Here is a 22,107-nt window from a genome sequence, read left to right as displayed (position 1 = left end):
TGTCCACAGGGATCGGCGTTATGCACCGGTGGAAAACGCTGCGCGGTTTTCCACGCTACAGAAACGGTAAATACCGAATCCTCAGGCTGGCGCCCCGTCCCCGTCAGTGAGGCCGAGCGTAGGTGTCGCGGAGGGGGATGCGAGGCAGGACGCCGAGCAAGGCGCGAGGGGCAGGAAGCCCCTTCGTGCCGTGCCCCTGGAGCGGCGCCGGAGCGAGGGGACCCGGAGCGCAGCGCAGGGCCGAAACGTGGGGACAGCGTTTTTGGTTACTTTTGCCGCGACTGGCAAAAGTGACTCGCCCGAGGGGGCGAAACAAGAACCATCCGAAAACTCGGTAATCAGCCAGTGCAGCGATAAGCCAGAACCCAAGCGTTGGGCTTCGACGATGGTGCGTCTCGGCCCAACCTACGTCCGAGTTCGCCCTTACAACCCCTTCTCGAAAATCTTCGAATTGCGCTGGAAGTTGTACAGCGACGCCCGCGCCGCGGGGAGGCGCTCCACGCCGCTCGGTTCGAAGCCGCGTTCACGGAACCAGTGGGCGGTCTTGGTGGTGAGGACGAACAGGGTGCTCAGGCCACGCTCACGGGCGCGCTGTTCGATGCGCGCCAGCAGGGCGTCGCCGCGGCCGCCGTGGCGGTAGTCGGGATTGACCGCCAGGCAGGCCAGCTCGCCCGCCGCCGAGTCGGCGATGGGATAGAGCGCGGCGCAGGCGATGATCAGGCCTTCGCGCTCGACGATGCTGAATTGCTCGATCTCCCGCTCCAGCACCTCGCGCGAGCGGCGCACCAGGATACCCTGCTCTTCCAGCGGGCGGATCAGTTCCATCAGACCGCCGACGTCGGCGATGGTGGCCTCGCGCAAGGTCTCGAAGGGTTCCTGGGCCACCAGGGTGCCGCTGCCGGCACGGGTGAAGAGTTCGGTGAGCAGGGCGCCATCCTCGGCATAGCCGACGATATGGCAGCGGCGCACGCCGCCCAGGGTCGCCTGGGCGGCGGCGTCCAGCAGCTCGGCCTGGTAGGAGCTGCCGAGACGCTTGAGGTGGCTGGCGATCTGCTGCGGGCCGATCTCGCGGATCAGCGCGCCCTGTTCGTCCAGGAGCCCCGGCTCGGCGCCATAAAGCACCAGCTTGTCGGCGCCCAGGTCGATGGCGGCGCGCATGGCGACGTCTTCGCAGGCCAGGTTGAAGGTCTCGCCGGTAGGGGAGTAGCCCAGCGGCGAGAGCAGCACGATGGTGCGCTCGTCGAGCAGCCGGCCGATGCCGCGGCGGTCGATACGGCGGACCTCGCCGGTGTGGTGGAAGTCGACGCCGTCCTGCACCCCGACCGGGCGCGCGGTGACCAGGTTGCCGCTGGCGACCCGCAGGCGTGAGCCCTGCATGGGCGAGGCGGCCATGTCCATGGACAGCCGCGCCTCGATGGCGATGCGCAGGCTGCCGACGGCATCGATCACCGCTTCCAGGGTGGGGCCATCGGTAATGCGCAGGTCGTTGTAGAAGCGCGGTTCGATGCCGCGGGCGGCCAGGCGCGATTCGATCTGCGGGCGCGAGCCGTGCACCAGTACCAGGCGCACGCCCAGGCTGTGCAGCAGCACCAGGTCGTGGACGATGTTGCCGAAGTTGGGATGGTCGACGCCGTCACCGGGCAGCATGACGACGAAGGTGGCGTCGCGGTGGGCGTTGATATAGGGCGAGGCGTGGCGGAGCCAGTTGACGTAGTCGTGCATCGAGACGAAGACCCTTGGTGGATAGGCGGGAGGGTGAACGAAGGCAGGCAGGGCGTTCAGCGTCGTCGCAGCACGGAGGTTCCTCGACAAGAGATGGGCAATCGGCGTCAGTAGACCACCCGGAGTTTACAAAAAGTCACGTCGGGCGACCGGCCAATTCATCGGGCGACCACCGCGTCGCCCAGGCAGTAGTGGCGGATCAAGGCCTGTAGCAGACTCACGGTCGGCGCGATCCGTGCCAGGTCCAGGTGTTCCTCTGGTTGGTGCGCGCAGCTGATGTCGCCGGGCCCGAGCACCAGCACCTCCTGGGTGATCGCCTGCAGATAGGGCGCCTCGGTGGCGAAGGCCACGGCATCGGCGCGGTGGCCGGTGAGACGCTCGGCCAGGCGCACCAGCTCGGCCTCGGCCGCTTGTTCGAAGGGCGGCACCGCGGGAAACAGCGGCTGGTAGTCGATCCGCACGCCGAAGCGCTCGGCCAGCGGCAGCAGCCGCCCGCGGATGACAGCGCGCAGGGCGTCCGGCTGCATGCCCGGCAGCGGGCGCAGGTCGAATTCCAGGGCGCACTGGCCGCAGATGCGGTTAGGGTTGTCACCGCCGTGGATGCAGCCCAGGTTGAGGGTCGGCTGGGGTACCAGGAACAACGGGTTGCGGTATTCGCGCTGCCACTGGGCACGCAGCTCGAGCAGTTCCCCCATCACCGCCTGCATGGCGTCCAGGGCGCTGCGGCCCAGGGTCGGATCGGAGGAATGACCGCTCTGGCCGAGGATGTCGATGCGCTCCATGAGGATGCCCTTGTGCAGGCGGATCGGCTTCAGGCCGGTCGGCTCGCCGATCACCGCAGCGCGGCCCAGGGGGCGGCCGGCCTCGGCCACCGCGCGGGCGCCGTCCATGGAGGATTCCTCGTCGCAGGTGGCCAGCACGATCAGCGGCTGGCGCAGCTGGCGTGGCCCCAGGTCGCGCACGGCGTCGAGGATCAGGGCGAAGAAGCCCTTCATGTCGCAGCTGCCGAGGCCGTACCAGCGGTCGTCGGCCTCGCGCAGCCGCAAGGGATCGGCCTGCCAGAGCGCTTCGTCGTAGGGCACTGTGTCGGTGTGGCCAGCCAGCACCAGCCCTCCCGGACCACTGCCCAGCGTGGCGATGAGATTGAATTTGCCCGGCGCCACTTCCTGGGTCTCGCAGGCGAAGCCCAGGGCGCCGAACCAGTCGGCCAGGCGAGTGACCACCCCCGCGTTGGACTGGTCCAGCGCTGGCTGGGTGCAGCTCACCGAGGGCTCGGCGATCAGGGTGGCGAACAGCGACTTGAGGGCAGGCAGGGTCATCGGGGGTCTCCTGGACACCGCTCCATGATGGCGCCATCCGCCCTGGGATGAAACCTTCATGCGCCAGGGGGCCGGGACGGGCTAAACTAGCGCCCACGTTCTCGCCCTCCGTCGTCATGACGCGCTCGGCACGGAGCCGGACCGTTCTCTTCCGGCGCCAGGATCCTCCAATGGCCAAAGAAACCGAAATCAAGCTGCGCGCCAGTGCGGCCACCCTCGACGCCCTGCGCGCTCATCCCCTGCTCAAGAAGCGTTGCAAGGACGGCTGGCAACGCCACGAGCTGTCCAACTGCTATTACGACACCGACACTCGCGACCTGGCCCATGCCAAGGTCGCCCTTCGGGTACGCCGCGACGGCGACCGTTACATCCAGACGCTCAAGAGCCGTGGCCAGAGCGTGGCGGGACTGTCCGAGCGCAACGAGTGGGAATGGCCGCTGGCCGACGCCACCCTGGACACCTCGCTGTTCGACGCCAGCTGCTGGCCCGCGGAGCTGGCCGAGCTGGACCTGCGCCGCCTGCAGCCGGTGTTCGACACCGATTTCGTCCGTGACGCCGCGGAAATCGCCTGGGGCCGTGGCAAGGCCCGGACGATCATCGAAGTCGCCCTCGACCAGGGCGAGGTGCGCGCGGGCGAACAACGCGACGCCATCGCCGAGGTGGAGCTGGAATTGCGCCAGGGCGAACCGGCAGCGCTGCTGGAACTGGCCGAACAACTGGCGGCCGAGCTACCCCTGATGCCCTGCGACATCAGCAAGGCCGAGCGCGGCTACCGTCTGCACGATGCCTCGAGCTACACCCTCTATCTGCCCGCGCCCGAACTGGACGCCGACACGCCACTGGACGACGCCGTCGCCCGCCTCGGCTGGCACCTGCTGGCGGGCAGCCAGCGCCTGGCCGAGCAATATCGCTGGAACGGTCATTGGCGCCTGCTGGTGGACTGGGTGCACCAACTGATCGATCTGCGCGCCTTGCTCGGCAGCCTCGGCCAGGCCGCACCCCGGGCGACCAGCCGCGACCTGCGCCAGACGCTCGACGAGCTGCTCAGCGAGTGGCGCCCGCTGGCCGTGATCGGCCAGGACGACGAGGACGCCCGCCGCCAGGCACCGCAGCGCTTCGCCGCCGAGCTGGAGCAGCCGCGCTGGGGGCTGTTCTCCCTGCGCGCTGCCCGCTGGCTGCATGAGCGCGCCTGGACCCAGGGCCGCACCGGTCGTGGCGAGCGCCAGGGCGCAACCCCTCTCGGCCAGTGGCTGCCGCGGCTGTTGGCCCAGGAAGCCGCCGAGCTGCCGCTGCTGCGCGCCATCACCGAGCCCGAGCTAATCCAGCAGCAGTTGCCGCGCCTGGAGCGGATGCAGGTGTGGCTGCACCTGGCGCGTGGCGCCCTGGACCTGCCCGAGGCCGACCGGCTCTATGGCGAGCTGGGCAAGCTGGCGCCGCTGAGCGCCCATGGCGACCTCGCTGGAGTGGCCGAACAGGCCCGTCTGGTCCATGGCCTGGCGCCCTGGAAAGCCCTGGTCTGAGCTGCCGGAAAGCAGGAACGCCAGGCGTTCCGAGCCGTCCATCCTGATGGCACAAGGCCGCGAGCGATTCCTTAAAGTAAAGTCGCTATGCTGAAGGAGGCGGCCGTCCTGGCGGATACGACAGGACGGCCACCCCCGGTCAGGTACCGGGCGTAACCCGAGTGCGACCACCTTTAATCAGGAGTCCAGATGTCCGCCATAGCCTCTCCTTCCGCCGACCGTTGGCTCGATCTGGGCGATATCCTGCGCGAGCTGGTCAGCCAGCAGCGGATCGACCAGCAGACCGCCGAACAGTGCCTGCTGCTGCGCCGAGGCTCCGCCAATCCGCAGCAGCATCCGCTGGAATTCCTGGCGGCGCAGAGCGTGGACGATCTCGCCCGTCCCGGGCGCAAGCTGGATCTGGACAGCCTGACCCGCTGGCTGGCCGAATACTCCGGCCAGCCCTTCTACCGCATCGATCCGCTCAAGGTGGACGTGGCCTCGGTCACTCCGCTGATGTCCTACGCCTTCGCCCAGCGCAACAAGATCCTCGCCGTGGCGGTGAGCCCGGACGAGGTGACGGTGGCCAGCGCCCAACCCTTCGTGCACAGCTGGGAGAGCAACCTCACCCATGTGCTGCAGCGGCCGATCAAGCGCGTGGTGGCCAACCCCGCCGACATCACCCGCTACACCCAGGAATTCTTTCGCCTGGCGCGCTCGGTCACCGGTGCCTCGGCGGTGGAGCAGAAGACCAGCGGTGTCGGCAACTTCGAGCAACTGGTCAACCTGGGCGCTGGCGACAGCGAGCCGGACGCCAACGATGCCCATATCGTCAACATCGTCGACTGGCTGTTCCAGTACGCCTTCCAGCAGCGCGCCAGCGATATCCACGTCGAGCCACGCCGTGAGCAGGGCGCGGTGCGCTTCCGCATCGATGGCGTGCTGCACACCGTCTACCAGTTCCCGGCCCAGGTCACCCTGGCGGTGGTCAGCCGGATCAAGAACCTCGGGCGTATGAACGTCGCCGAGAAGCGCAAGCCCCAGGACGGCCGGATCAAGACACGCATGGCCGGCGACAAGGAAGTGGAGCTGCGCCTGTCGACCATGCCCACCGCCTTTGGCGAGAAGCTGGTGATGCGGATCTTCGACCCGGACGTGCTGCTCAAGAGCTTCGACCAGCTCGGCTTCTCCGCCGACGACCTCAAGCGTTGGGCCGGCATGACCGGCCAGCCCAACGGCATCATCCTGGTCACCGGCCCCACCGGTTCGGGCAAGACCACCACGCTCTACACCACCCTCAAGCAGCTGGCCACGCCCGAGGTGAACGTCTGCACCATCGAAGACCCCATCGAGATGGTGGAGGACGCCTTCAACCAGATGCAGGTGCAGCCCAATATCGAGGTGACCTTCGCCAGCGGCGTACGGGCGCTGATGCGGCAGGACCCGGACATCATCATGATCGGTGAGATCCGCGACCTGGAGACCGCCGAAATGGCCATTCAGGCGGCGCTCACCGGTCATCTGGTGCTCTCCACCCTGCACACCAACGATGCGCCCAGCTCGGTGAGCCGGCTGATCGAACTGGGGGTGCCCTACTACCTGATCCGCGCCACGGTGCTCGGCGTCATGGCCCAGCGCCTGGTGCGCACCCTCTGCCCGGCGTGCAAGACCCCCACCGAGCTGGACCCGGCCACCTGGCAGGAGCTGACCAAGCCCTGGAATGCGCCACTGCCTACCGGGGCGATGCAGCCGGTGGGCTGTCCGGAATGTCGCGACACCGGCTACCGGGGTCGCGCCGGGGTCTACGAAATCCTCACCCTCTCGGATAGTCTGCGCGAACTGGTGACGGGCGATACCGACATCACCGCCCTGCGCCGCCAGGCCTTCAAGGAAGGCATGCGCAGCCTGAGATTGTCGGGCGCGCAGAAGATCGCCGCCGGTCTCACTACCGTGGAAGAAGTATTGCGCGTCACGCCCCAGAGTGAACGTTAGCGCCTCATCAGCGCCCCGCGAGCGGAACAAGGATAGCGAGCCGTGCAGACAACCCTGGAGAACACCCCGGCAGAGGGTGCCGACGAGGCAGCGCTGAGCCGTCGCCGGCTGGAGGCGCTGGCCGCCTATGGCCTGCTCGACGGTGAGCCGGACCCGGCGCTCGATGACCTGGTGGAGGTCGCCGCCACCCTCTGCGAAACACCCATCGCCGCCGTCAACCTGCTGGGCGAGCACCAACAGTTGTTCAAGGCCGAGCGCGGGCTGGGCATCGCGACCATGCCGCTGGCGCTGTCCTTCTGCCAGCCGGGGCACGCCGCCGAAGCAGCTCGGCAGATCGTCGATCTCAGCCAGGACCCCCGCTTCGCCGACAATCCGCTGGTGGCCGATCCAGCGGGGCTGAGGTTCTATGCCGACGCCCCGTTGCGTACCGCCGAGGGCATCTTCCTCGGTAGCCTCTGCGTCTTCGACTGGCAGCCGCGGGAGTTGAGCGCGACGCGCCTGGAAGGCCTGGAGCGCCTGGCGCGGCAGGTACTGCGACTGTTCGAGGCGCGCCGCGCGACGCTGCCTCCGGCGCGTCACAGCACCCTGGATGAAACCCACTACCGGGCGCTGATGGACGTCAATCCGCAGATCATCTGGTTCGCACGCCCCGACGGCACCTTCGAGTACGCCAATCGCTACTGGTACGAATACAGCGGCCTGAGCCCCGAGCGTACGGCGGCCGACCCCGATCTCTGGGCCGGAGCCATCCATCCCGAGCAGCGCCAGCAGTTGCTGCGGCGCTGGAGCGAGGTACGCCAGCAGCGCGTCGCCGGCAGCCTGGAACTGCAACTGCGCGATGCCCAGGGGCACTATCGCTGGTTCGAAACCCGCACCATGCCCTTCACCAACGCCAGCGGCGAGATCGAGCACTGGGTCGGCGTGGCCCAGGACATCGACAGTCGCAAGCGGGCCGAGACGGCCCTGCAGGAAAGCGAGGCCTTCGCCCACCTGCTGCTCGAATCCACCCACGAAGGCTTCTGTGCCCTGGATCGCGAGGGGCGCACCACGCTGTGCAACCGCGCCTTCCGCCAGATGCTCGGTCTGGCCGAGGATCGCGACGGCCTGGACGAACCCCTGACCACTCGCCTCGGCTCGGCGCGCAGCGAGGACGGCGCCCAGGCGCTGCACCGCGTGGCCCGCCAGGGCGAGACCCTGCACCTGTCCGCCGACTCCCTGCTGCGCGAAGACGGCAGCCTGCTGCCGGTGGAGTGGCGCGCCCAGCCCCTCTGGCGCGACGGCGAGGTACAGGGCGCCATCTGTACCTTCGTCGACCTCAGCGAACGCATCCGCAGCCACGACCGCCAGCGGTTCCTGTTGGAGCTGGGTGACCTGCTGCACGGCGTGACCCATACCGGTGAAGTGGCTTCGGTGCTGGGCGACAGCCTCGGCCATTTGCTCGGCGTGCAGCGCATCGGCTATGCCCGGGTCGGTGGCGATGGCCGCCTGATCATCGACAGCGACTGGCTCGCCGGCGACCGCACGCGCCGCCTCAACCTGTCCAGCCTGGCGCACTGGCACACCTCGGCGGTGGGCGAATTGCGCCGCGGCATCATCGTCAGCGTGGAAGACAGCGCCCAGGACCAGCGCCTGGGCGAGATGCGCGACCTGCTGGTGGAGCACGGCGTGCGCGCCGGCCTGGTGGTACCGCTGCTGGCCGAGGAGAAGCTGGTGGGGCTGCTGTTCCTCTATGCCGACACGCCCCGCCACTGGACCATCGGCGACGTGGCGCTGGTGCGCGAAGTGGCCGAGCGCATCCGCATCGTCATCGAGCGCACCGCCGCGGCCGATGCCCTGCGCCTGGCCGAGCAGCGCATCGCCCTGGCCATGGACGTCGCCGACCTGGGCGTCTGGGACTACGACATCGACCGCGACCTGATCAGCTGGGACGCCCGCCTGGCCCATCTGGTCGGCGCCCCGGAGCGGCGCCGTACCCTGCGTGGCGCGGCCCTGTTGCGCGCCCTGCATCCGGCCGACGCACCGCGGGTACGCGCCTACGTGAGCGCTGCCATTCAGAGTCAGGGGAGCGGCTACGACCTGCGCCTGACCTTCCGCGTGCGTAGTCCGCGGCAGGGCGAGCCAGTCTGGCTGAGCATCCGTGGACGCGAGCGCCAGGAGCCGGGAGGCCACCGGCGGCTGCTCGGCATCGCCCGCGACATCACCCGCGAGCGCCAGGACGCTGACCGCATCAGCGAGACCAATCGCCAGCTACGCCGACAGATCGAAGAGCGACGCGAAGCGGAAGCCCGCCAGCATGCCCTCATCGAACTGGGCGACCGCCTGCGCGAAGGCGATCCGGAAATCACCGGGGTGGCCGCCGCCCTGGAGTTGGTGGGCGCACGCCTCGGCCTGCGTCGGGTGGGTTATGCCCTGCTCGACGAAAGCCGCGGCGCTTTCGTCCCGCAGCAGGTGTGGACCCCCAATGGCAGCTTCGACCAGGCACTGGCCTATCCGCTGCTCGCCCCCGACAGCCTGGGTACCCAGGATGGCGAGGCGCCGCTGGTCATCGAGGACGTCAGCCAGGACCCCCGTGCCCAGGCCAATGCCCAGCGCCTGCTCGACCTGGAGATCGCCGCGCTGGTCGACATCCCACTCTACGAGGATGGCCGCCTGCGCGCCCTCTTCGTCGCCCACGATCAGCGCGCCCGGCTATGGACGGAAGGCGAGGTGCAGTTCCTGCGCGACGTCACCGACCGACTCTGGTCGGCCATCTGCCGGCAGCGCTCCCAGGACGCCCAGCGCGAGAGCGAGGGCCGCTTCCGCCTGATGGCCGACAGCGCTCCCGTGTTGATCTGGGCCTGCGATGCCGAGGGCCAGCTGCAGTTCGTCAACCAACGCTTCGCCAGCGAATTCGACCTGCACGATGCCGAGCTGCGCGGTCAGGGCTGGAGCGCCCTGCTGCCGGAGGCGGAATGCCCGGCATTCGAGGGCGCCTTCAATCAGGCCATCGCCACCCACAGTGCCCTGCGCGCCGAGGTGCGGGTGCGCAACGCCCAGGGCGAGTGGCGCTGGCTGCGCCTGGAGGGTACGCCCCGGCTGGAAGTCGACGGCGAATTCCACGGCCTGGTCGGCTGCGGGGTGGACATCACCGAGGCACGCCAGACCACCGACCAGTTGGAGCAGCGGATCGTCGAGCGCACCCAGGAGCTGGGGCGCAGTCACGCCCGCCTGATCGCCGAGATCTACGAGCGCGAAAGGACCGAGGAAGCGCTGCGCCAGTCGCAAAAGATGGAAGCCATCGGCCAGCTCACCGGCGGCATCGCCCATGACTTCAACAACATGCTCACTGGTATCGTCGGTGCGCTCGACCTGATCCGCCTGCGCATCGCCAACGGCCGCACCCAGGACCTGGATCGCTACATCAATGCTGCGGTCAACTCCGCCGATCGCGCCGCCGCCCTCACCCACCGCCTGCTGGCCTTCGCCCGCCGGCAGACCCTGGATCCGCAGCCGGTGGACGTGCACCAGCTGATCCAGTCGCTGGAAGACCTGCTGGTACGCACCGTGGGCGAGAACGTCGCCCTGCGCCTGGACCTGGCCCCGCTGGCCTGGCTCGCCCACAGCGATGCCCACCAGTTGGAGAACGCCCTGCTCAACCTGGTCATCAACGGGCGCGACGCCATGCCCGCGGGCGGCGAGCTGTGCATCGCCACGGCGACCCTCAGCCTGGACGCGGAAGCGGCCGCGCGCGAATCCCTGACGCCGGGTGACTACGTACGCCTGAGCGTGGCCGATACCGGCACCGGCATGCCGCCGGAGGTCAAGGCCAAGGCCTTCGAGCCCTTCTTCACCACCAAGCCGGCCGGCCAGGGCACTGGGCTTGGACTGTCGATGATCTATGGCTTCGTCAAGCAGTCGGGCGGGACCGCGCGCATCGACACCGAGCAGGGTCAGGGCACCACCATCAGCCTCTATCTGCCGCGGCATCCGGAGCCCGGCCCGGCAGCCAGCGAGCAAGCGGAGACCAAGACCGCCCCGCGCGCCGAAGCCGGCCAGACCGTGCTGGTGGTGGAAGACGAGTACGCGGTGCGCATGATCGTGCTGGAGGTGCTCGCCGAACTGGGCTACACCGCGCTGGAGGCCAGCGACGCCGACGGCGCCCTGCCGATCATCGAGAGCGAGCAACGGCTGGACCTGCTCATCAGCGACGTCGGCCTGCCCGGCATGAACGGCCGCCAACTGGCCGAGGTCGCCCGCGCGCGGCGACCCGAGCTCAAGGTGCTGTTCATCACCGGCTATGCCAAGAACGCCAAGGTGCGCGGCGACTTCCTCGGCGAGAACATGGACATGCTGATCAAGCCCTTCGACATCGATGCCCTGGCCCGGCGCATCCACAGCATGATCCAGGGCTAGCGAGACGATGAGGGTCCGGAACTCGTCGGACCTCCTTGCTCTCTAACGGAGACCTCAAAGAAGGAGATCTCATCCATGCGCCTGAAGAAGCTAGCCCTGGTTCCCCTTGCCTGCCTGCCGCTGTTCGCCGCCACCGCGGCCCATGCGGATGCCGAGTTCTGGCGCCACGCCGCGACCCTGGGGGCTACCTCCGGCTCGTTCTATACCACCAGCCGTGACGACCACAAGATCGTCGCCGCCACCCAGGACGACGCCAGCTCCTATCTGGCCAGCAACGGCCAGATCCGCGGCCCCTACCTGGAAGCCGCCCTGCGCGACATGCGCGCCGCCCAGCCGGGCCTCCAGGCCAGCGACAGCGACCTGGCCATGCGTATCCTGACCCAATAAAGGAACAGGCAAAAAAGAACCCCGCCGGCCATGCCGCGCGGGGTTCTTTTTTACTGGCCGCCCAGGTACCGGGCGGCTCGCTCAGCTTTCGCTGGCCTGACGATAGCCGTCGGCATCGAGCAGCCTGTCCAGCTCGGTCGCATCCTGCGGCTTGAGCTTGAAGAACCAGGCGCCATAAGGCTCGCCATTGACCTGTTCGGGTGCATCGGCCAGGGCCTCGTTGACGGCGATCACCTCGCCCCCCACCGGTGCATAGATGTCGGACGCGGCCTTGACCGACTCCACCACCCCGGCCTGATCGCCCGCGGCGAGGGTCTTGCCGACTTCCGGCAGTTCGATGAACACCACATCGCCCAGGGCCTCCTGGGCATGGTCGGAAATGCCAACGGTGACGCTACCGTCGGCTTCCAGGCGCGCCCATTCGTGGCTGGCGGCGTAACGCAGGTCGGCGGGTATCTGGCTCATGGGGGTCCTCGGGCTGGCACGGTTAAAAGGCAAGGGTAGCCTGCCAACCCCGGGGACCGCCATGGTCAGCGCGGCTAATTGGGGCCGATGCGCACGCAGCTGGTGTTGTCGACATACTTTTTCAGCGTCGCCCACTGCGGCCGATCCACACCGTTGACGGGCTCCACCGCCAGGTTGTAGTTGCCCCAGCCCGGGCCGGCGGCCCAGTAGCTGGCCGGAATGCAGTTCTGCTTGAGATAGGCCAGCATGTTGTCCATGGCCAGCAGCCAACGCGGATCATCGTCCGGCACGCCGAACTCGCCGATGTAGCCCTGCTTGCCATTCTTCTTCAGCCAGTCGACGAAGGGCTTGACCCGGTTCACCCCGACCATCGGATCGAAGCCGCTCATGTCCTTGCTGGCGTACTGACCACCGCCATCGTTGTCGAAATAGACGTGGGCGGAAAAGATCAGCTTATCCGCCGGGTCCTTGAGCGCCAGCAGCGGATCGTTCCACTGCGGCCAGCGCGAGGCGCTGGACCAGCCGTTGCCCTCGACGATGATGGGATGCACGTTGTCCACGGTACGGATGCCGTTGATGCCATGCTGGGCCGCGGTCGGCCAGAAGGCCACGGCGTCATGGGGCTCGTTCATGATGTCATAGCCATAGAGCGCCGGGTGCTTGCCGAAGCGGAAGGCCAGACGGTACATCACGTCCCAGTAGTTGAAGTAGGTGACCTTACCGGCGCCGATCACCTCGCCGCGATAGCGGGCGTAGTTGTGCAGATCGAGGATCACCTGCACACCGTACTTCTGGGCATAGTTGAGGGTCTGGGTGACCAGGGCGCCATAGTCCGGGTCCAGCATCGAATTCAGCTTGGGCTGGATACGTTCCCAGATGATCGGGAAGCGCACCAGCTTGATGCCCTTGGCGCTCCAGTCCTTGAAATGCTGCTCGCTGGGAAAGATGTAGTTGCGGTTGTTCATGCCGGGTAGCACCTGGCTGGCGAAGCCGGCCCCGGAGAAGTTGAGACCGACCAGTTCGACCGCCTGGGCCGAACCGAAGAATGCGCTGGTCAGTGCCAGGGTACCGGCAAGACGCAGAGAAAAGTGGCGCAAGCGCCGGGTAAGGGATTGCATGACTGCACCTATGAGAAAAAGGATCCCCGCCCCCCGCAAGCTAGCGGGCTCTGGCGTGGGCGAGCTCAGGCGGCCGCGTCCTCCTGCGGCGCCGCGTGGCGCGACTTCGTCGTCATTGTTGACGCAGCTATCGGCGCGCGAACTCATGGCTTGAATGAATTTTTCCCTTGAAAAACAGTCATTTAACCAATCCTTTTGCGTCAGATTACTGGCATCTCCCGTCCTGGAGCGAGGCAGGCCAGCTAACCACCTGACCAGTCATGGTTTTCTGCGACCGCTGGTGGGTTAAGCGAAACGGTTGCGAACGAAAAGAGACCCGAGCTTCTCTCCGGGTCAAGTTGTAACCTGTTGCTACAGGTTTGGTCAGGTTGATACGCCGCGAAATGGGCCGGGCACGGTCATCCGGAACGTTCGCCCCAGACCAGGCTCTACCCTGCGATCCCTTGCGAGAGCCTCTGCCATGATCCTGCGCGCCCCCTTCGCGTTTCGTACCCTGGGCCTGACGTTGGCCGCCAGCGCCCTGCTCGGCTGCGGCGAGCACGCCCGACTGCAGCAGGGGGCCAGCTTCGGTCCCGCGCCGACGCTGCCGGAACCGCACCAGACCTTCATGCCCACGATCAACGTGGCGACTGCGGTGGGTTGGCCCCAGGGCGCGACACCTACCGCGGCGGCCGGCACCCAGGTCAAGGCCTTCGCCAGCGGCCTGGACCATCCGCGCTGGCTCTATGTGCTGCCCAATGGCGACGTACTGGTGGCGGAAAGCAATGCGCCCAAGCGCGACGGCTTTCCCGGCCTCAAGAACTGGATCGCCGGCCTGTTCATGAAGAAGGCTGGCGCCGGCGTCCCCAGCGCCGATCGCATCACCCTGCTGCGCGACGCCGACGGCGATGGCGTGGCCGAGACGCGCACGGTGTTCGCCGAGAACCTGCATTCGCCCTTCGGCATGGCGCTGGTGGGCAACGACTTCTATGTCGCCAACGCCGATGCCCTGGTGCGCTTCACCTATCGTCCCGGTGCGACTCGCCTGGACGGCCAGCCGGTGACGGTCACCGAGCTGCCGGCGGGTATCAACCACCACTGGACGAAGAACGTCATCGCCAGTCGCGACGGCAAGAAGCTCTACCTCACCGTCGGCTCCAACAGCAACGTCGGCGAAAACGGGCTGGACATCGAGCAAGGCCGCGCCGCCATCTGGGAGCTGGACCGCGCCAGTGGCGAGAAACGCCTGTTCGCCACCGGCCTGCGCAACCCCAACGGCCTGGACTGGGAACCCACCACCGGCAAGCTGTGGACGGTGGTCAACGAACGCGACGAGATCGGCAGCGACCTGGTGCCCGACTACGCCACCTCGGTGCAGGACGGCGGCTTCTACGGCTGGCCCTACAGCTACTGGGGCCAACACGTCGACAGCCGTGTCCAGCCACCGCGCCCGGACCTGGTAGCCAAGGCGCTCACCCCCGACTACGCCCTGGGCACCCATACCGCCTCCCTGGGCCTGGCCTTCGCCAGCGCCGACACCCAGCTACCGGAGGCCTTCCGCCAGGGCCTGTTCATCGGTCAGCATGGCTCCTGGAACCGCGATCCCAAGAGCGGCTACAAGGTGATCTTCGTGCCGTTCCAGGACGGCCAGCCGAGCGGCCCGCCGCGCGATCTGCTGACCGGGTTCCTCAACGCCAAGGAGGAAGCCCAGGGCCGACCGGTCGGTGTGGTCAACGACGGCCGCGGCGCCCTGCTGGTGGCCGACGACGTCGGCAACACCCTCTGGCGCGTCAGCGCCCAGCGCCCCTGAGGCACGCTAGCGTTAATCCGTCCTTAAGCGCTCCGGCCTAGTCTGAAGCTGACCACCGCAGGTGGTCACCGCTCTTGCCGCGGCAGGCCCGGAGCGGTAAAACCGCACCACCGCCTGGGAAAAAGCGATGAGAATACTGCTGGCCGAAGACGACATGCTGCTGGGCGATGGCATCCGCGCCGGCCTGGCCCTGGAAGGCGACACCGTCGACTGGGTCACCGACGGCCAGGCGGCCCAGGCCGCGCTGGAGACCGATCCCTTCGACCTGGTGGTGCTCGACATCGGTCTGCCCCGCCGCTCCGGACTCGAGGTCCTGGCCAGCCTGCGCAAGCGCGGCGATGCCACCCCGGTGCTGATCCTCACCGCCCGCGACAAGGTCACCGACCGGGTCACCGGCCTGGATACCGGCGCCGACGACTACCTGACCAAGCCCTTCGACCTCGACGAGCTGCTCGCCCGCGTCCGTGCCCTCACCCGACGCAGCGCCGGTCGTGCCCAGCCACAGCTGGAGCACAATGACCTGCGGGTCGATCCGGCCACCCACCGCGTCACCCTCGCCGGCCAGCCGGTCGAACTGGCGCCGCGGGAATACGCCCTGCTGCGCCTGCTGCTGGAGAACATGGGCAAGGTGCTCTCGCGCAACCGCCTGGAACAGGCGCTCTATGGCTGGGACGGCGACGTCGAGAGCAACGCCATCGAGGTTCACATCCACCACCTCAGACGCAAGCTCGGCAGCAGCCTGATCCGTACCGTCCGCGGCATCGGCTACGGCATCGACCAGCCCGAGCGCCCTCCGGCATGAGCGACAGCCCCGCCGCCTCGCTGCGCCGACGGCTGCTGACCCTGCTGCTCTGCGGGATCTTCGCCTGCTGGCTGATCGCGGCGCTGGTGACCTACCAGTTGGTCCTGCGCCAGGTGAATCGCCTGGCCGACGAGGACATGCTCGACTTCGGCGCGGCGGCCCTGCACCTGGCCACCCTCAGCGAAGGCAGCGACCACACCTTGCCGCCGGCGGCACGCATGCTGGAGCGCAGTCGCACGGCCATCGCCGACCTGCCACTGTTCAAGCGCCGCAATGCCCTGGGTTATCTGCTGGAGGCCGGCGATCAGCGTCTCGGCACCCCGGGCGCGCCTCCCGGGCTGGCCGAACAACCTCCCGGCTTCAGCAGCCTGACCGCCGAAGGACAACGCTGGCGGATCCTGCGCCTGACCAGCGGTGACGGACGCATCTGGATCTACGAGAATCTCGCCGACCGCCGCGGTGCCATCAACCTTCTGCTGCTCGGCTCCCTGTTTCCCCTGGCGCTGGCCTTGCCGGTCCTGGCCGCGCTCATCTGGCTCGGCGTGACCCGCGGCCTCGAACCCCTGCGGCAACTGGCGGCGCAGATCAAGCAGCGCTCCGCCCAGCGCCTGGAACCCCTGCCGCTGGCCCGGGTGCCCCAGGAAGCGGCGGTGCTGGTCGAGGAAATCAATGCCCTGCTGCAGCGCCTGGACGGCGCCCTGGAAGCCGAGCGGCGACTCACCAGCGATGCTGCCCACGAGATTCGCACGCCCCTGGCCAGCCTGCTGACCCACACCCAGGTAGCCCTGAGATCCAGCGATCCCCAGGCCCACGCCCGCGGCCTGGTCCAGGTCCGCCGCAGCGCCGAACGCATCAGCCAGCTGATGGAGCAGATCCTGCTGCTGGCCCGGCTGGACAGTGGCGCCCTGCAGGAACAGTTCGTGCCGGTCCAGCTGGGTGCCCTGGCCGCGGACACCCTCTCGGAACTGGCACCCCTGGCCATCGACAAGAACATCGAGCTGGTCCTGGAAGACCAGGATGTCCGCCTCTGCGGCATTCCCACCTGGCTCGGCGTACTGCTCACCAACCTGGTCGGCAACGCCATCCGCTACACGCCGAGCGGTGGCCAGGTGCTGGTGCGGGTCGCGGCCGGTACGCCCGGCCGGGTGCGGATCGACGTCTGCGACAGCGGTCCGGGCGTCACCGCGGAAGAGCGCGAGATGATCTTCACCCGCTTCTATCGTAGCGAAAGCGCCGGCCAGAACGGCGGCAGCGGTCTCGGCCTGCCCATCGTCAAGCGCATCGTCGAGATCCACGGCGGCGGCCTGCAACTGGGCGAAGGCCTGCAGGGACGCGGCCTAGGCGTCCATATCGACCTGCCCGGCAGCGCCTGAAGGTGATAACCGGGCCGCCGACCGGCTAAGACCAAGGCCGGCTTTCAACCAGACCGGTCAAAGGCTTACAGTGACGGGATTCGCCATCGGCGACGCGCAGTCCCGCTATCTGGAGAGCCCGGCCATGTCCATGATCCTGTACCACACCCCCGCCTCGCCCTTCGGTCGCAAAGTCGTGGTCATGCTCCACGAGACGGATCTGATCGAGCAGGTCGAGGTGGAAATCGTCCAGCAGACGCCCCTCAACCCCAATAGGGACGTCATAGATACCAATCCCGCCGGCAAGATCCCCGCCCTGCGCCTGGCCGACGGCACCTGCCTGCACGACAGTCGGGTCATCCTCGACTACCTGGATACCCTGCATGAGCGGGCGCCCCTGATTCCCCGCGAAGGCCCCGAACGCTGGCGCCGGCTGACCCTGGCCTCGCTGTGCGACGCCATGATGGAAGCCGCCGTGCAGATCCGCTACGAAAGCTTCATGCGCCCGCCGGGCATGCAATGGAAACTCTGGCTGGACAACCAGCAGGAAAAGATCGCCCGCGCCCTGGACTACTTCGAGCGAGGTGCGATCGACGAGCTGGAAGGCGAGTTCGACGTCGCCGGCATCGGCATGGCCTGCCTGCTCGGCTACCTGGACTTCCGCATTCCCACCTGGGCCTGGCGCAGCGACTGTCCGCGCATCGCCGCCTGGTACGCGCGCAACGGCGACCGGCCGTCGCTGCAGGCTACCCGCCCCTGAGAGGGTGCTGGTGTGGTGTTTCAGAAGTTAACTACACGATGTTGGCGGCGCTTTTTGGCTTAGGCGTCGTTGCCACTCCTCGCCATAGCCCTCCTATGACTCGTCGCGGCGCCTAGCCTAATGTCAGAAAATCACTCGCCCATTCTTGCGCGGACGTCTGAAACACCACGCTAGGCCTGTTGCCAGAGGCGCTCCAGATTGCGAAAGCCCCACTCCTCGGGCAGCTCCCGGCGCAGGATGCGTTCACCCGCCGGCGCCCGGGAGAGATCCAGCAGACGCTGCGGCAGCGGCGTCCGCGAGCGGGAGGAGAAGAACACCCGCACCTTGGGCGTCAGCAGATTGTCCGGATGCTGATCGACGACCACCGCCAGCTGCTCGGTGCTCAGGCGCACCAGGGAGCCGATCGGATAGATCCCCAGAGTCTTGACGAAGGCCTGGAACACCTGGGGATCGAAATGCCCCGTCCATTCCGCCATGCGCCTGATCGACTCGGCGGGACTCCAGGCCGTCTTGTAGGGACGGGTCGAGGAGATGGCGTCGTAGACGTCGCACACCGCCGCGATCCGCGAGAGCAGGCTGATCTGGGTGCCAGCCAGGCCATCGGGATAGCCGCTGCCATCGAACTTCTCGTGATGGTGCCGGCAGACGTCGATGGTCTCCGCCGAGGCCTGCCACTCCTGCAGCAGGGCGACGCCCTGCTCGGGATGGCGCTTCATCACGGAGAATTCCTCGTCGGTCAGCCGGCCCGGCTTGTTGAGCACCTCGGGCGGCGTCAGCAGCTTGCCCACGTCGTGCAACAGGCCCGCGGTGCCCGCGGCCTGCACCTCGGCGGTGGACAGCTCCATCTGCCGGGCCACCGCGGTCATCAGCGCACACACCGAGACCGAATGGATGTAGGTGTATTCATCCGCCGTGCGCAACCGCGTGAGGCTGATCATCGCCGAGGGATGTCGCAGGACGGACGCCGAGATCTGCTCGACCACCGCATCCATCTCGCCCAGGTCGATGGCCTTGCCCAGCCGGGCATCCTGGAACAGGCGCGCCACCTGGTACTTGGCGTGGGTACTGACCTCGGCGGCCTGGGCCAGCTCTTGCTGGCAACTGCCCAGGCGGACCGCGGCGGGTGCCTTGACGGAGGGCGCTACGGCAACGGGGGCGGCGACTGGAGCGGCCGCGACCACGGCCGGGCTCATGGCGGGCGTCGCCGCCGACGAGGCGGGGGACTCACTCGCCACGGCAGGCGCTGCCGCGCGGCAATCGAGGCCCTTGCTGCTGTCGATCCAGACCGCCGTCACCGCGCTGTCACGGATCTTGCCCAGGTCGCGGGGGTTCTGCAGCAGGAAGCGGGCCTTCCAGAACGGATGGTCGATCCAACTTCCTTCGAAGCCATGGATGTACATCCCGAGGCAAACCTGGTCACTGGTAATCTTTTTCAGCATGGCGTTCACTTCGCAGCGTCCAGGCAGTAGCCACCCGTCGGTGCGATAATGGCAAAACGTCATGTCACGCTAAAGACTATCGCCCCAAGTTCTAGACGAGAGCCTTCATGCACTTCCTCACCGGTATCACCGTCTCCCTCCTGCTCCTGCTCAACACTCTCGTCCTCATCGGTCCGTTGATGCTGTTCGCGCTGATCAAGCTGCTGCCCATCACGCCGCTGCGCGATCTCTGCTCACGGCTGGTGATGAACATCGCCGAGCGCTGGGCGGAGATCAACAAGCTGATCTTCGCCCGCCTGACGCCGACCGTCTGGGACATTCGCGGTGCCGAGGTGCTGCGCCGGGAGCGCTCCTACCTGGTGATCTGCAACCACCAGTCCTGGGTGGACATCCCCGCGCTGATCGAGACCTTCAATCGCAAGGTGCCCTATTTCAAGTTCTTCCTGAAGAAGGAGCTGATCTGGGTACCCTTCCTGGGGCTCGCCTGGTGGGGGCTGGACTACCCCTTCATGAAGAGATACACCAAGGCACAGCTCGCCCGCCGACCGGAACTCAAGGGCACGGACCTCGCCATCACCCGGCGCGCCTGCGAGAAATTCCGCCGCCAGCCGGTGACCATCGTCAACTACCTGGAAGGCACCCGCTTCACCGCCGCCAAGCATGCCGAGCAAGGTTCGCCGTATCGCCACCTGCTCAAGCCCAAGGCCGGCGGCATGGCCTTCGTCCTCGCCGCCATGGGCGACCAGCTGGACACCCTGCTGGACGTCACCCTGGTCTATCCCGATGGCCGCGTTCCCGGCTTCTGGGACCTGATCTGCGGACGGGTGAAACGCGTTATCATCGACATCCGCGCGCGACCGCTGGAGCCCGCGCGCTGGGCGGGAGACTACAGCGAAGACGCCGCCTTCCGGGCGGACTTCCAGCAGTGGGTCAGCCAGCTCTGGGCCGAAAAGGACCAGCGGATCGAGGCGCTGCTACAGTCCGCGAAATGACGGTCGGCGCGGGGCACCCTGGCGCCCGCCGGCAGTCAGAGTGCGGGTAGTCGGACGTCTCGACAAGGACCCACCATGCCCACCCCGACCCTGGATTCCACCACCGCCCGCTGGCTCCCCTGGCTGATCGCCGTCGCCTTCTTCATGCAGTCGCTGGATGCGACCATCGTCAACACCGCCCTGCCGCGCATGGCCGCCGACCTCGGCGAGAATCCCCTGCGCATGCAGGGGGTGGTGATCGCCTACCTGCTCACCGTGGCGCTGCTGATCCCGGCCTCGGGCTGGATCTCCGACCGCTTCGGCAGTCGCCGTACCTTCTTCACCGCCATCGCCCTCTTCACCTTCGGCTCGCTGCTCTGTGCCCTGGCCCCCAGCCTCAACCTGCTGATCGCCGCGCGCGTCATCCAGGGCCTGGGCGGTTCGCTGATGCTACCGGTGGGACGCCTGGTGATCCTGCGGGTCTATCCGCGCAGCGAGCTGGTGCGCGTCCTCAGCTTCATCACCATTCCCGGCCTCATCGGCCCCCTGGCCGGCCCGGCGCTGGGCGGCTGGCTGGTGGAGGCCGTGTCCTGGCACTGGATCTTCCTGATCAACCTGCCGGTAGGGATCCTCGGCTGCCTGGCGACCCGCCGGCTGCTGCCCGATCTGCACAGCCCGCTGCCGCAGCGCTTCGACGGCCTGGGCTTCCTGCTGTTCGGCAGCGCCATGATCCTGATCAGCGTCGCTCTGGAAGGCCTCGGCGAACTGCACCTGCCCCACGTACGGGTGGTGCTGCTGCTGATGGGTGGCATGGCCTGCATGGTCGCCTACTGGCTACGCGCCCTGCACCACGACCAGCCGCTGTTCTCACCCGACCTGTTCCGCATCCGCAGCTTCGCGGTGGGCATTTTTGGCAACCTCTTCGCTCGCCTCGGCAGCGGCGCCCTGCCCTTTCTCATCCCGCTGCTGTTCCAGGTGGGGCTGGGCTATCCACCCGCCCAGGCCGGCCTGCTGATGATGCCCCTGGCGCTGTCGGCGATGCTGGCCAAGCCCATCGCCGGCCCGCTGATCGGGCGCCTCGGCTATCGCCGTCTGCTGGTCGGCAACACCCTGCTGCTGGGCTGCCTGATCGCCAGCCTCGCCCTGCTCGGCCCTTCCACGCCCTTCGTCTGGCTGCTCATTCACCTGGGCATCCTCGGCGCGGTGAATTCCCTGCAGTTCACCGCCATGAACACCATCACTCTCATCGACCTGCATGACCAGCAGGCGGCCAGCGGCAACAGCCTGCTGTCGGTGGTGATGCAACTGGCCATGAGCTTCGGGGTGGCCTGCGCCGCGGCACTGCTGGGCGGTTTCCAGGACGACTACGGCGACGCCGAGGTGCTCTCCGCCTTCCGCGCCACCTTCATCAGCGTCGGTGTGCTGTCGATGCTGGCCGCCGGGATCTTCCTGCAGGCCTCGCGGGAAACCGGTCGCCGGATCAAGCCCCTGGCCACGGAGCCCGAGAAGAGCGCCCAGAACGTGGAGTGACGAGCGGCAAGGTGCCTGGGAGGACCGTCTCGGGCGCCGGAAATGAAAAACCCCGGCCTGGCCGGGGTTTTTCATGAGCTTCGGGCGACGCCAGGTGTCAGATGACCTGTACGTGCTCTGCCTGCATGCCCTTCTGGCCTTGCACGACTTCGAAGCTGACCTTCTGGCCTTCAGCCAGGGTCTTGAAACCTTTGCCTTCGATCGCGCGGAAGTGCACGAACACGTCCGGACCGCTCTCGGGAGTGATGAAGCCGTAGCCTTTGGTTTCGTTGAACCATTTGACGGTGCCGTTCTGACGATTCGACATGACGGGTGTTGCTCCTTGGAATAACGGGTTTGTTATGACAGGTGCTGGCGCGGCAGTGCGTTGCATAGACCATGCGCCTGGGACTGAGTTGCAAGGAGTAACAAGAATCGAGCAGCAAGGGGTGGACATGGATCCTACCGCCTCAGGTCACGATCGACGGCGACCCAAGCAAACACAGTTCTCGAACTCTACGCCATATTTTTCTGGAAAGCGATTACCCTCCAGGGGGCGAATTCGTTTTGGCTGGCAGGCCCCGCCGACCC

General features: G+C 67.4%; 16 protein-coding genes. 10 read left to right on the top strand and 6 right to left on the bottom strand.

Translation table 11 applies throughout. From position 1 onward, the window contains the following. Positions 1-423 precede the first annotated feature (423 nt). Positions 424-1,722 (bottom strand): amino-acid N-acetyltransferase, encoded by a 1,299-nt coding sequence (argA, locus tag AR540_RS18095; RefSeq protein ID WP_059230659.1) that lies wholly within the window; start codon positions 1,720-1,722, stop codon positions 424-426. Between the two features lie 158 nt (positions 1,723-1,880). Next, positions 1,881-3,041 carry an acetylornithine deacetylase gene (gene argE, locus AR540_RS18090; RefSeq protein WP_059230657.1) on the bottom strand — a complete coding sequence of 387 codons (1,161 nt, stop codon included), beginning with the start codon at positions 3,039-3,041 and terminating at the stop codon, positions 1,881-1,883. Between the two features lie 170 nt (positions 3,042-3,211). Between argE and AR540_RS18085 the strand changes: the two genes are divergently transcribed. From AR540_RS18085 to AR540_RS18070, 4 genes are all read left to right on the top strand, one after another. Beyond that, positions 3,212-4,561: a CYTH domain-containing protein gene (locus AR540_RS18085; RefSeq protein ID WP_059230656.1), complete on the top strand. Its 1,350-nt coding sequence runs from the start codon at positions 3,212-3,214 to the stop codon at positions 4,559-4,561. A 189-nt stretch (positions 4,562-4,750) separates the two neighbouring features. Then, entirely contained in the window at positions 4,751-6,532 is a 1,782-nt protein-coding gene (locus tag AR540_RS18080; protein ID WP_059230654.1) for a GspE/PulE family protein, read from the top strand. 42 nt (positions 6,533-6,574) lie between these two features. Continuing rightward, a complete protein-coding gene (locus AR540_RS18075; RefSeq protein WP_059230652.1) occupies positions 6,575-10,924 on the top strand; it encodes a PAS domain S-box protein in 4,350 nt (1,449 codons plus the stop codon). 75 nt (positions 10,925-10,999) lie between these two features. Further along, positions 11,000-11,311: a DUF2388 domain-containing protein gene (locus AR540_RS18070; protein ID WP_059230650.1), complete on the top strand. Its 312-nt coding sequence runs from the start codon at positions 11,000-11,002 to the stop codon at positions 11,309-11,311. An 81-nt stretch (positions 11,312-11,392) separates the two neighbouring features. Here the strand turns inward: AR540_RS18070 and gcvH are convergent, their stop codons facing one another. Further along, positions 11,393-11,776, bottom strand: coding sequence for a glycine cleavage system protein GcvH (gcvH, locus tag AR540_RS18065; protein ID WP_059230648.1), 384 nt, complete (start codon positions 11,774-11,776; stop codon positions 11,393-11,395). Positions 11,777-11,850: 74 nt separating this feature from the next. After that, positions 11,851-12,894, bottom strand: coding sequence for a glycoside hydrolase family 5 protein (locus AR540_RS18060; RefSeq protein WP_059230646.1), 1,044 nt, complete (start codon positions 12,892-12,894; stop codon positions 11,851-11,853). A gap of 460 nt (positions 12,895-13,354) precedes the next feature. Here AR540_RS18060 and AR540_RS18055 point away from each other — a divergent pair, with 460 nt between their 5' ends. From AR540_RS18055 to AR540_RS18040, 4 genes are all read left to right on the top strand, one after another. Continuing rightward, positions 13,355-14,683: a PQQ-dependent sugar dehydrogenase gene (locus tag AR540_RS18055; RefSeq protein WP_153014272.1), complete on the top strand. Its 1,329-nt coding sequence runs from the start codon at positions 13,355-13,357 to the stop codon at positions 14,681-14,683. Positions 14,684-14,810: 127 nt separating this feature from the next. Then, positions 14,811-15,485 carry a response regulator gene (locus AR540_RS18050; protein WP_059230644.1) on the top strand — a complete coding sequence of 225 codons (675 nt, stop codon included), beginning with the start codon at positions 14,811-14,813 and terminating at the stop codon, positions 15,483-15,485. Continuing rightward, complete coding sequence (locus tag AR540_RS18045; protein ID WP_059230642.1) at positions 15,482-16,858, top strand: sensor histidine kinase; 1,377 nt, start codon at positions 15,482-15,484, stop codon at positions 16,856-16,858. Before AR540_RS18050 ends, AR540_RS18045 begins: the two co-directional genes overlap by 4 nt. A 124-nt stretch (positions 16,859-16,982) precedes the next feature. Continuing rightward, entirely contained in the window at positions 16,983-17,597 is a 615-nt protein-coding gene (locus AR540_RS18040; RefSeq protein ID WP_059231575.1) for a glutathione S-transferase, read from the top strand. Between the two features lie 170 nt (positions 17,598-17,767). Here AR540_RS18040 and AR540_RS18035 read toward each other — a convergent pair whose 3' ends face one another. Next, positions 17,768-19,036: an HD-GYP domain-containing protein gene (locus tag AR540_RS18035; protein ID WP_059231573.1), complete on the bottom strand. Its 1,269-nt coding sequence runs from the start codon at positions 19,034-19,036 to the stop codon at positions 17,768-17,770. Between the two features lie 107 nt (positions 19,037-19,143). Here AR540_RS18035 and AR540_RS18030 point away from each other — a divergent pair, with 107 nt between their 5' ends. After that, complete coding sequence (locus AR540_RS18030; RefSeq protein WP_059230639.1) at positions 19,144-20,028, top strand: acyltransferase; 885 nt, start codon at positions 19,144-19,146, stop codon at positions 20,026-20,028. A gap of 75 nt (positions 20,029-20,103) precedes the next feature. Beyond that, positions 20,104-21,537: a multidrug transporter subunit MdtD gene (gene mdtD, locus AR540_RS18025; RefSeq protein WP_059230637.1), complete on the top strand. Its 1,434-nt coding sequence runs from the start codon at positions 20,104-20,106 to the stop codon at positions 21,535-21,537. 97 nt (positions 21,538-21,634) lie between these two features. On the opposite strand, the gene AR540_RS18020 is transcribed toward mdtD, so the two are convergent. Further along, a complete protein-coding gene (locus tag AR540_RS18020) occupies positions 21,635-21,844 on the bottom strand; it encodes a cold-shock protein (protein WP_007161279.1) in 210 nt (69 codons plus the stop codon). Positions 21,845-22,107: the final 263 nt, after the last annotated feature.

It is taken from the genome of Pseudomonas sp. EpS/L25, assembly GCF_001512295.1.
Lineage (GTDB): Bacteria > Pseudomonadota > Gammaproteobacteria > Pseudomonadales > Pseudomonadaceae > Chryseomonas.
This window is presented reverse-complemented; position numbering and strand designations above follow the sequence as displayed.

Excerpts from the sequence above, each read along its gene's own strand:
- AR540_RS18070 (WP_059230650.1), top strand. The coding sequence starts at position 11,000 with ATGCGCCTGAAGAAGCTAGCCCTGGTTCCCCTTGCCTGCCTGCCGCTG.
- AR540_RS18040 (WP_059231575.1), top strand. The coding sequence starts at position 16,983 with ATGTCCATGATCCTGTACCACACCCCCGCCTCGCCCTTCGGTCGCAAA.
- AR540_RS18050 (WP_059230644.1), top strand. The coding sequence starts at position 14,811 with ATGAGAATACTGCTGGCCGAAGACGACATGCTGCTGGGCGATGGCATC.
- AR540_RS18085 (WP_059230656.1), top strand. The coding sequence starts at position 3,212 with ATGGCCAAAGAAACCGAAATCAAGCTGCGCGCCAGTGCGGCCACCCTC.
- AR540_RS18080 (WP_059230654.1), top strand. The coding sequence starts at position 4,751 with ATGTCCGCCATAGCCTCTCCTTCCGCCGACCGTTGGCTCGATCTGGGC.
- AR540_RS18045 (WP_059230642.1), top strand. The coding sequence starts at position 15,482 with ATGAGCGACAGCCCCGCCGCCTCGCTGCGCCGACGGCTGCTGACCCTG.
- argE (WP_059230657.1), bottom strand. The coding sequence starts at position 3,041 with ATGACCCTGCCTGCCCTCAAGTCGCTGTTCGCCACCCTGATCGCCGAG.
- gcvH (WP_059230648.1), bottom strand. The coding sequence starts at position 11,776 with ATGAGCCAGATACCCGCCGACCTGCGTTACGCCGCCAGCCACGAATGG.
- AR540_RS18035 (WP_059231573.1), bottom strand. The coding sequence starts at position 19,036 with ATGCTGAAAAAGATTACCAGTGACCAGGTTTGCCTCGGGATGTACATC.
- AR540_RS18060 (WP_059230646.1), bottom strand. The coding sequence starts at position 12,894 with ATGCAATCCCTTACCCGGCGCTTGCGCCACTTTTCTCTGCGTCTTGCC.
- argA (WP_059230659.1), bottom strand. The coding sequence starts at position 1,722 with ATGCACGACTACGTCAACTGGCTCCGCCACGCCTCGCCCTATATCAAC.
- AR540_RS18055 (WP_153014272.1), top strand. The coding sequence starts at position 13,355 with ATGATCCTGCGCGCCCCCTTCGCGTTTCGTACCCTGGGCCTGACGTTG.
- AR540_RS18030 (WP_059230639.1), top strand. The coding sequence starts at position 19,144 with ATGCACTTCCTCACCGGTATCACCGTCTCCCTCCTGCTCCTGCTCAAC.
- mdtD (WP_059230637.1), top strand. The coding sequence starts at position 20,104 with ATGCCCACCCCGACCCTGGATTCCACCACCGCCCGCTGGCTCCCCTGG.
- AR540_RS18020 (WP_007161279.1), bottom strand. The coding sequence starts at position 21,844 with ATGTCGAATCGTCAGAACGGCACCGTCAAATGGTTCAACGAAACCAAA.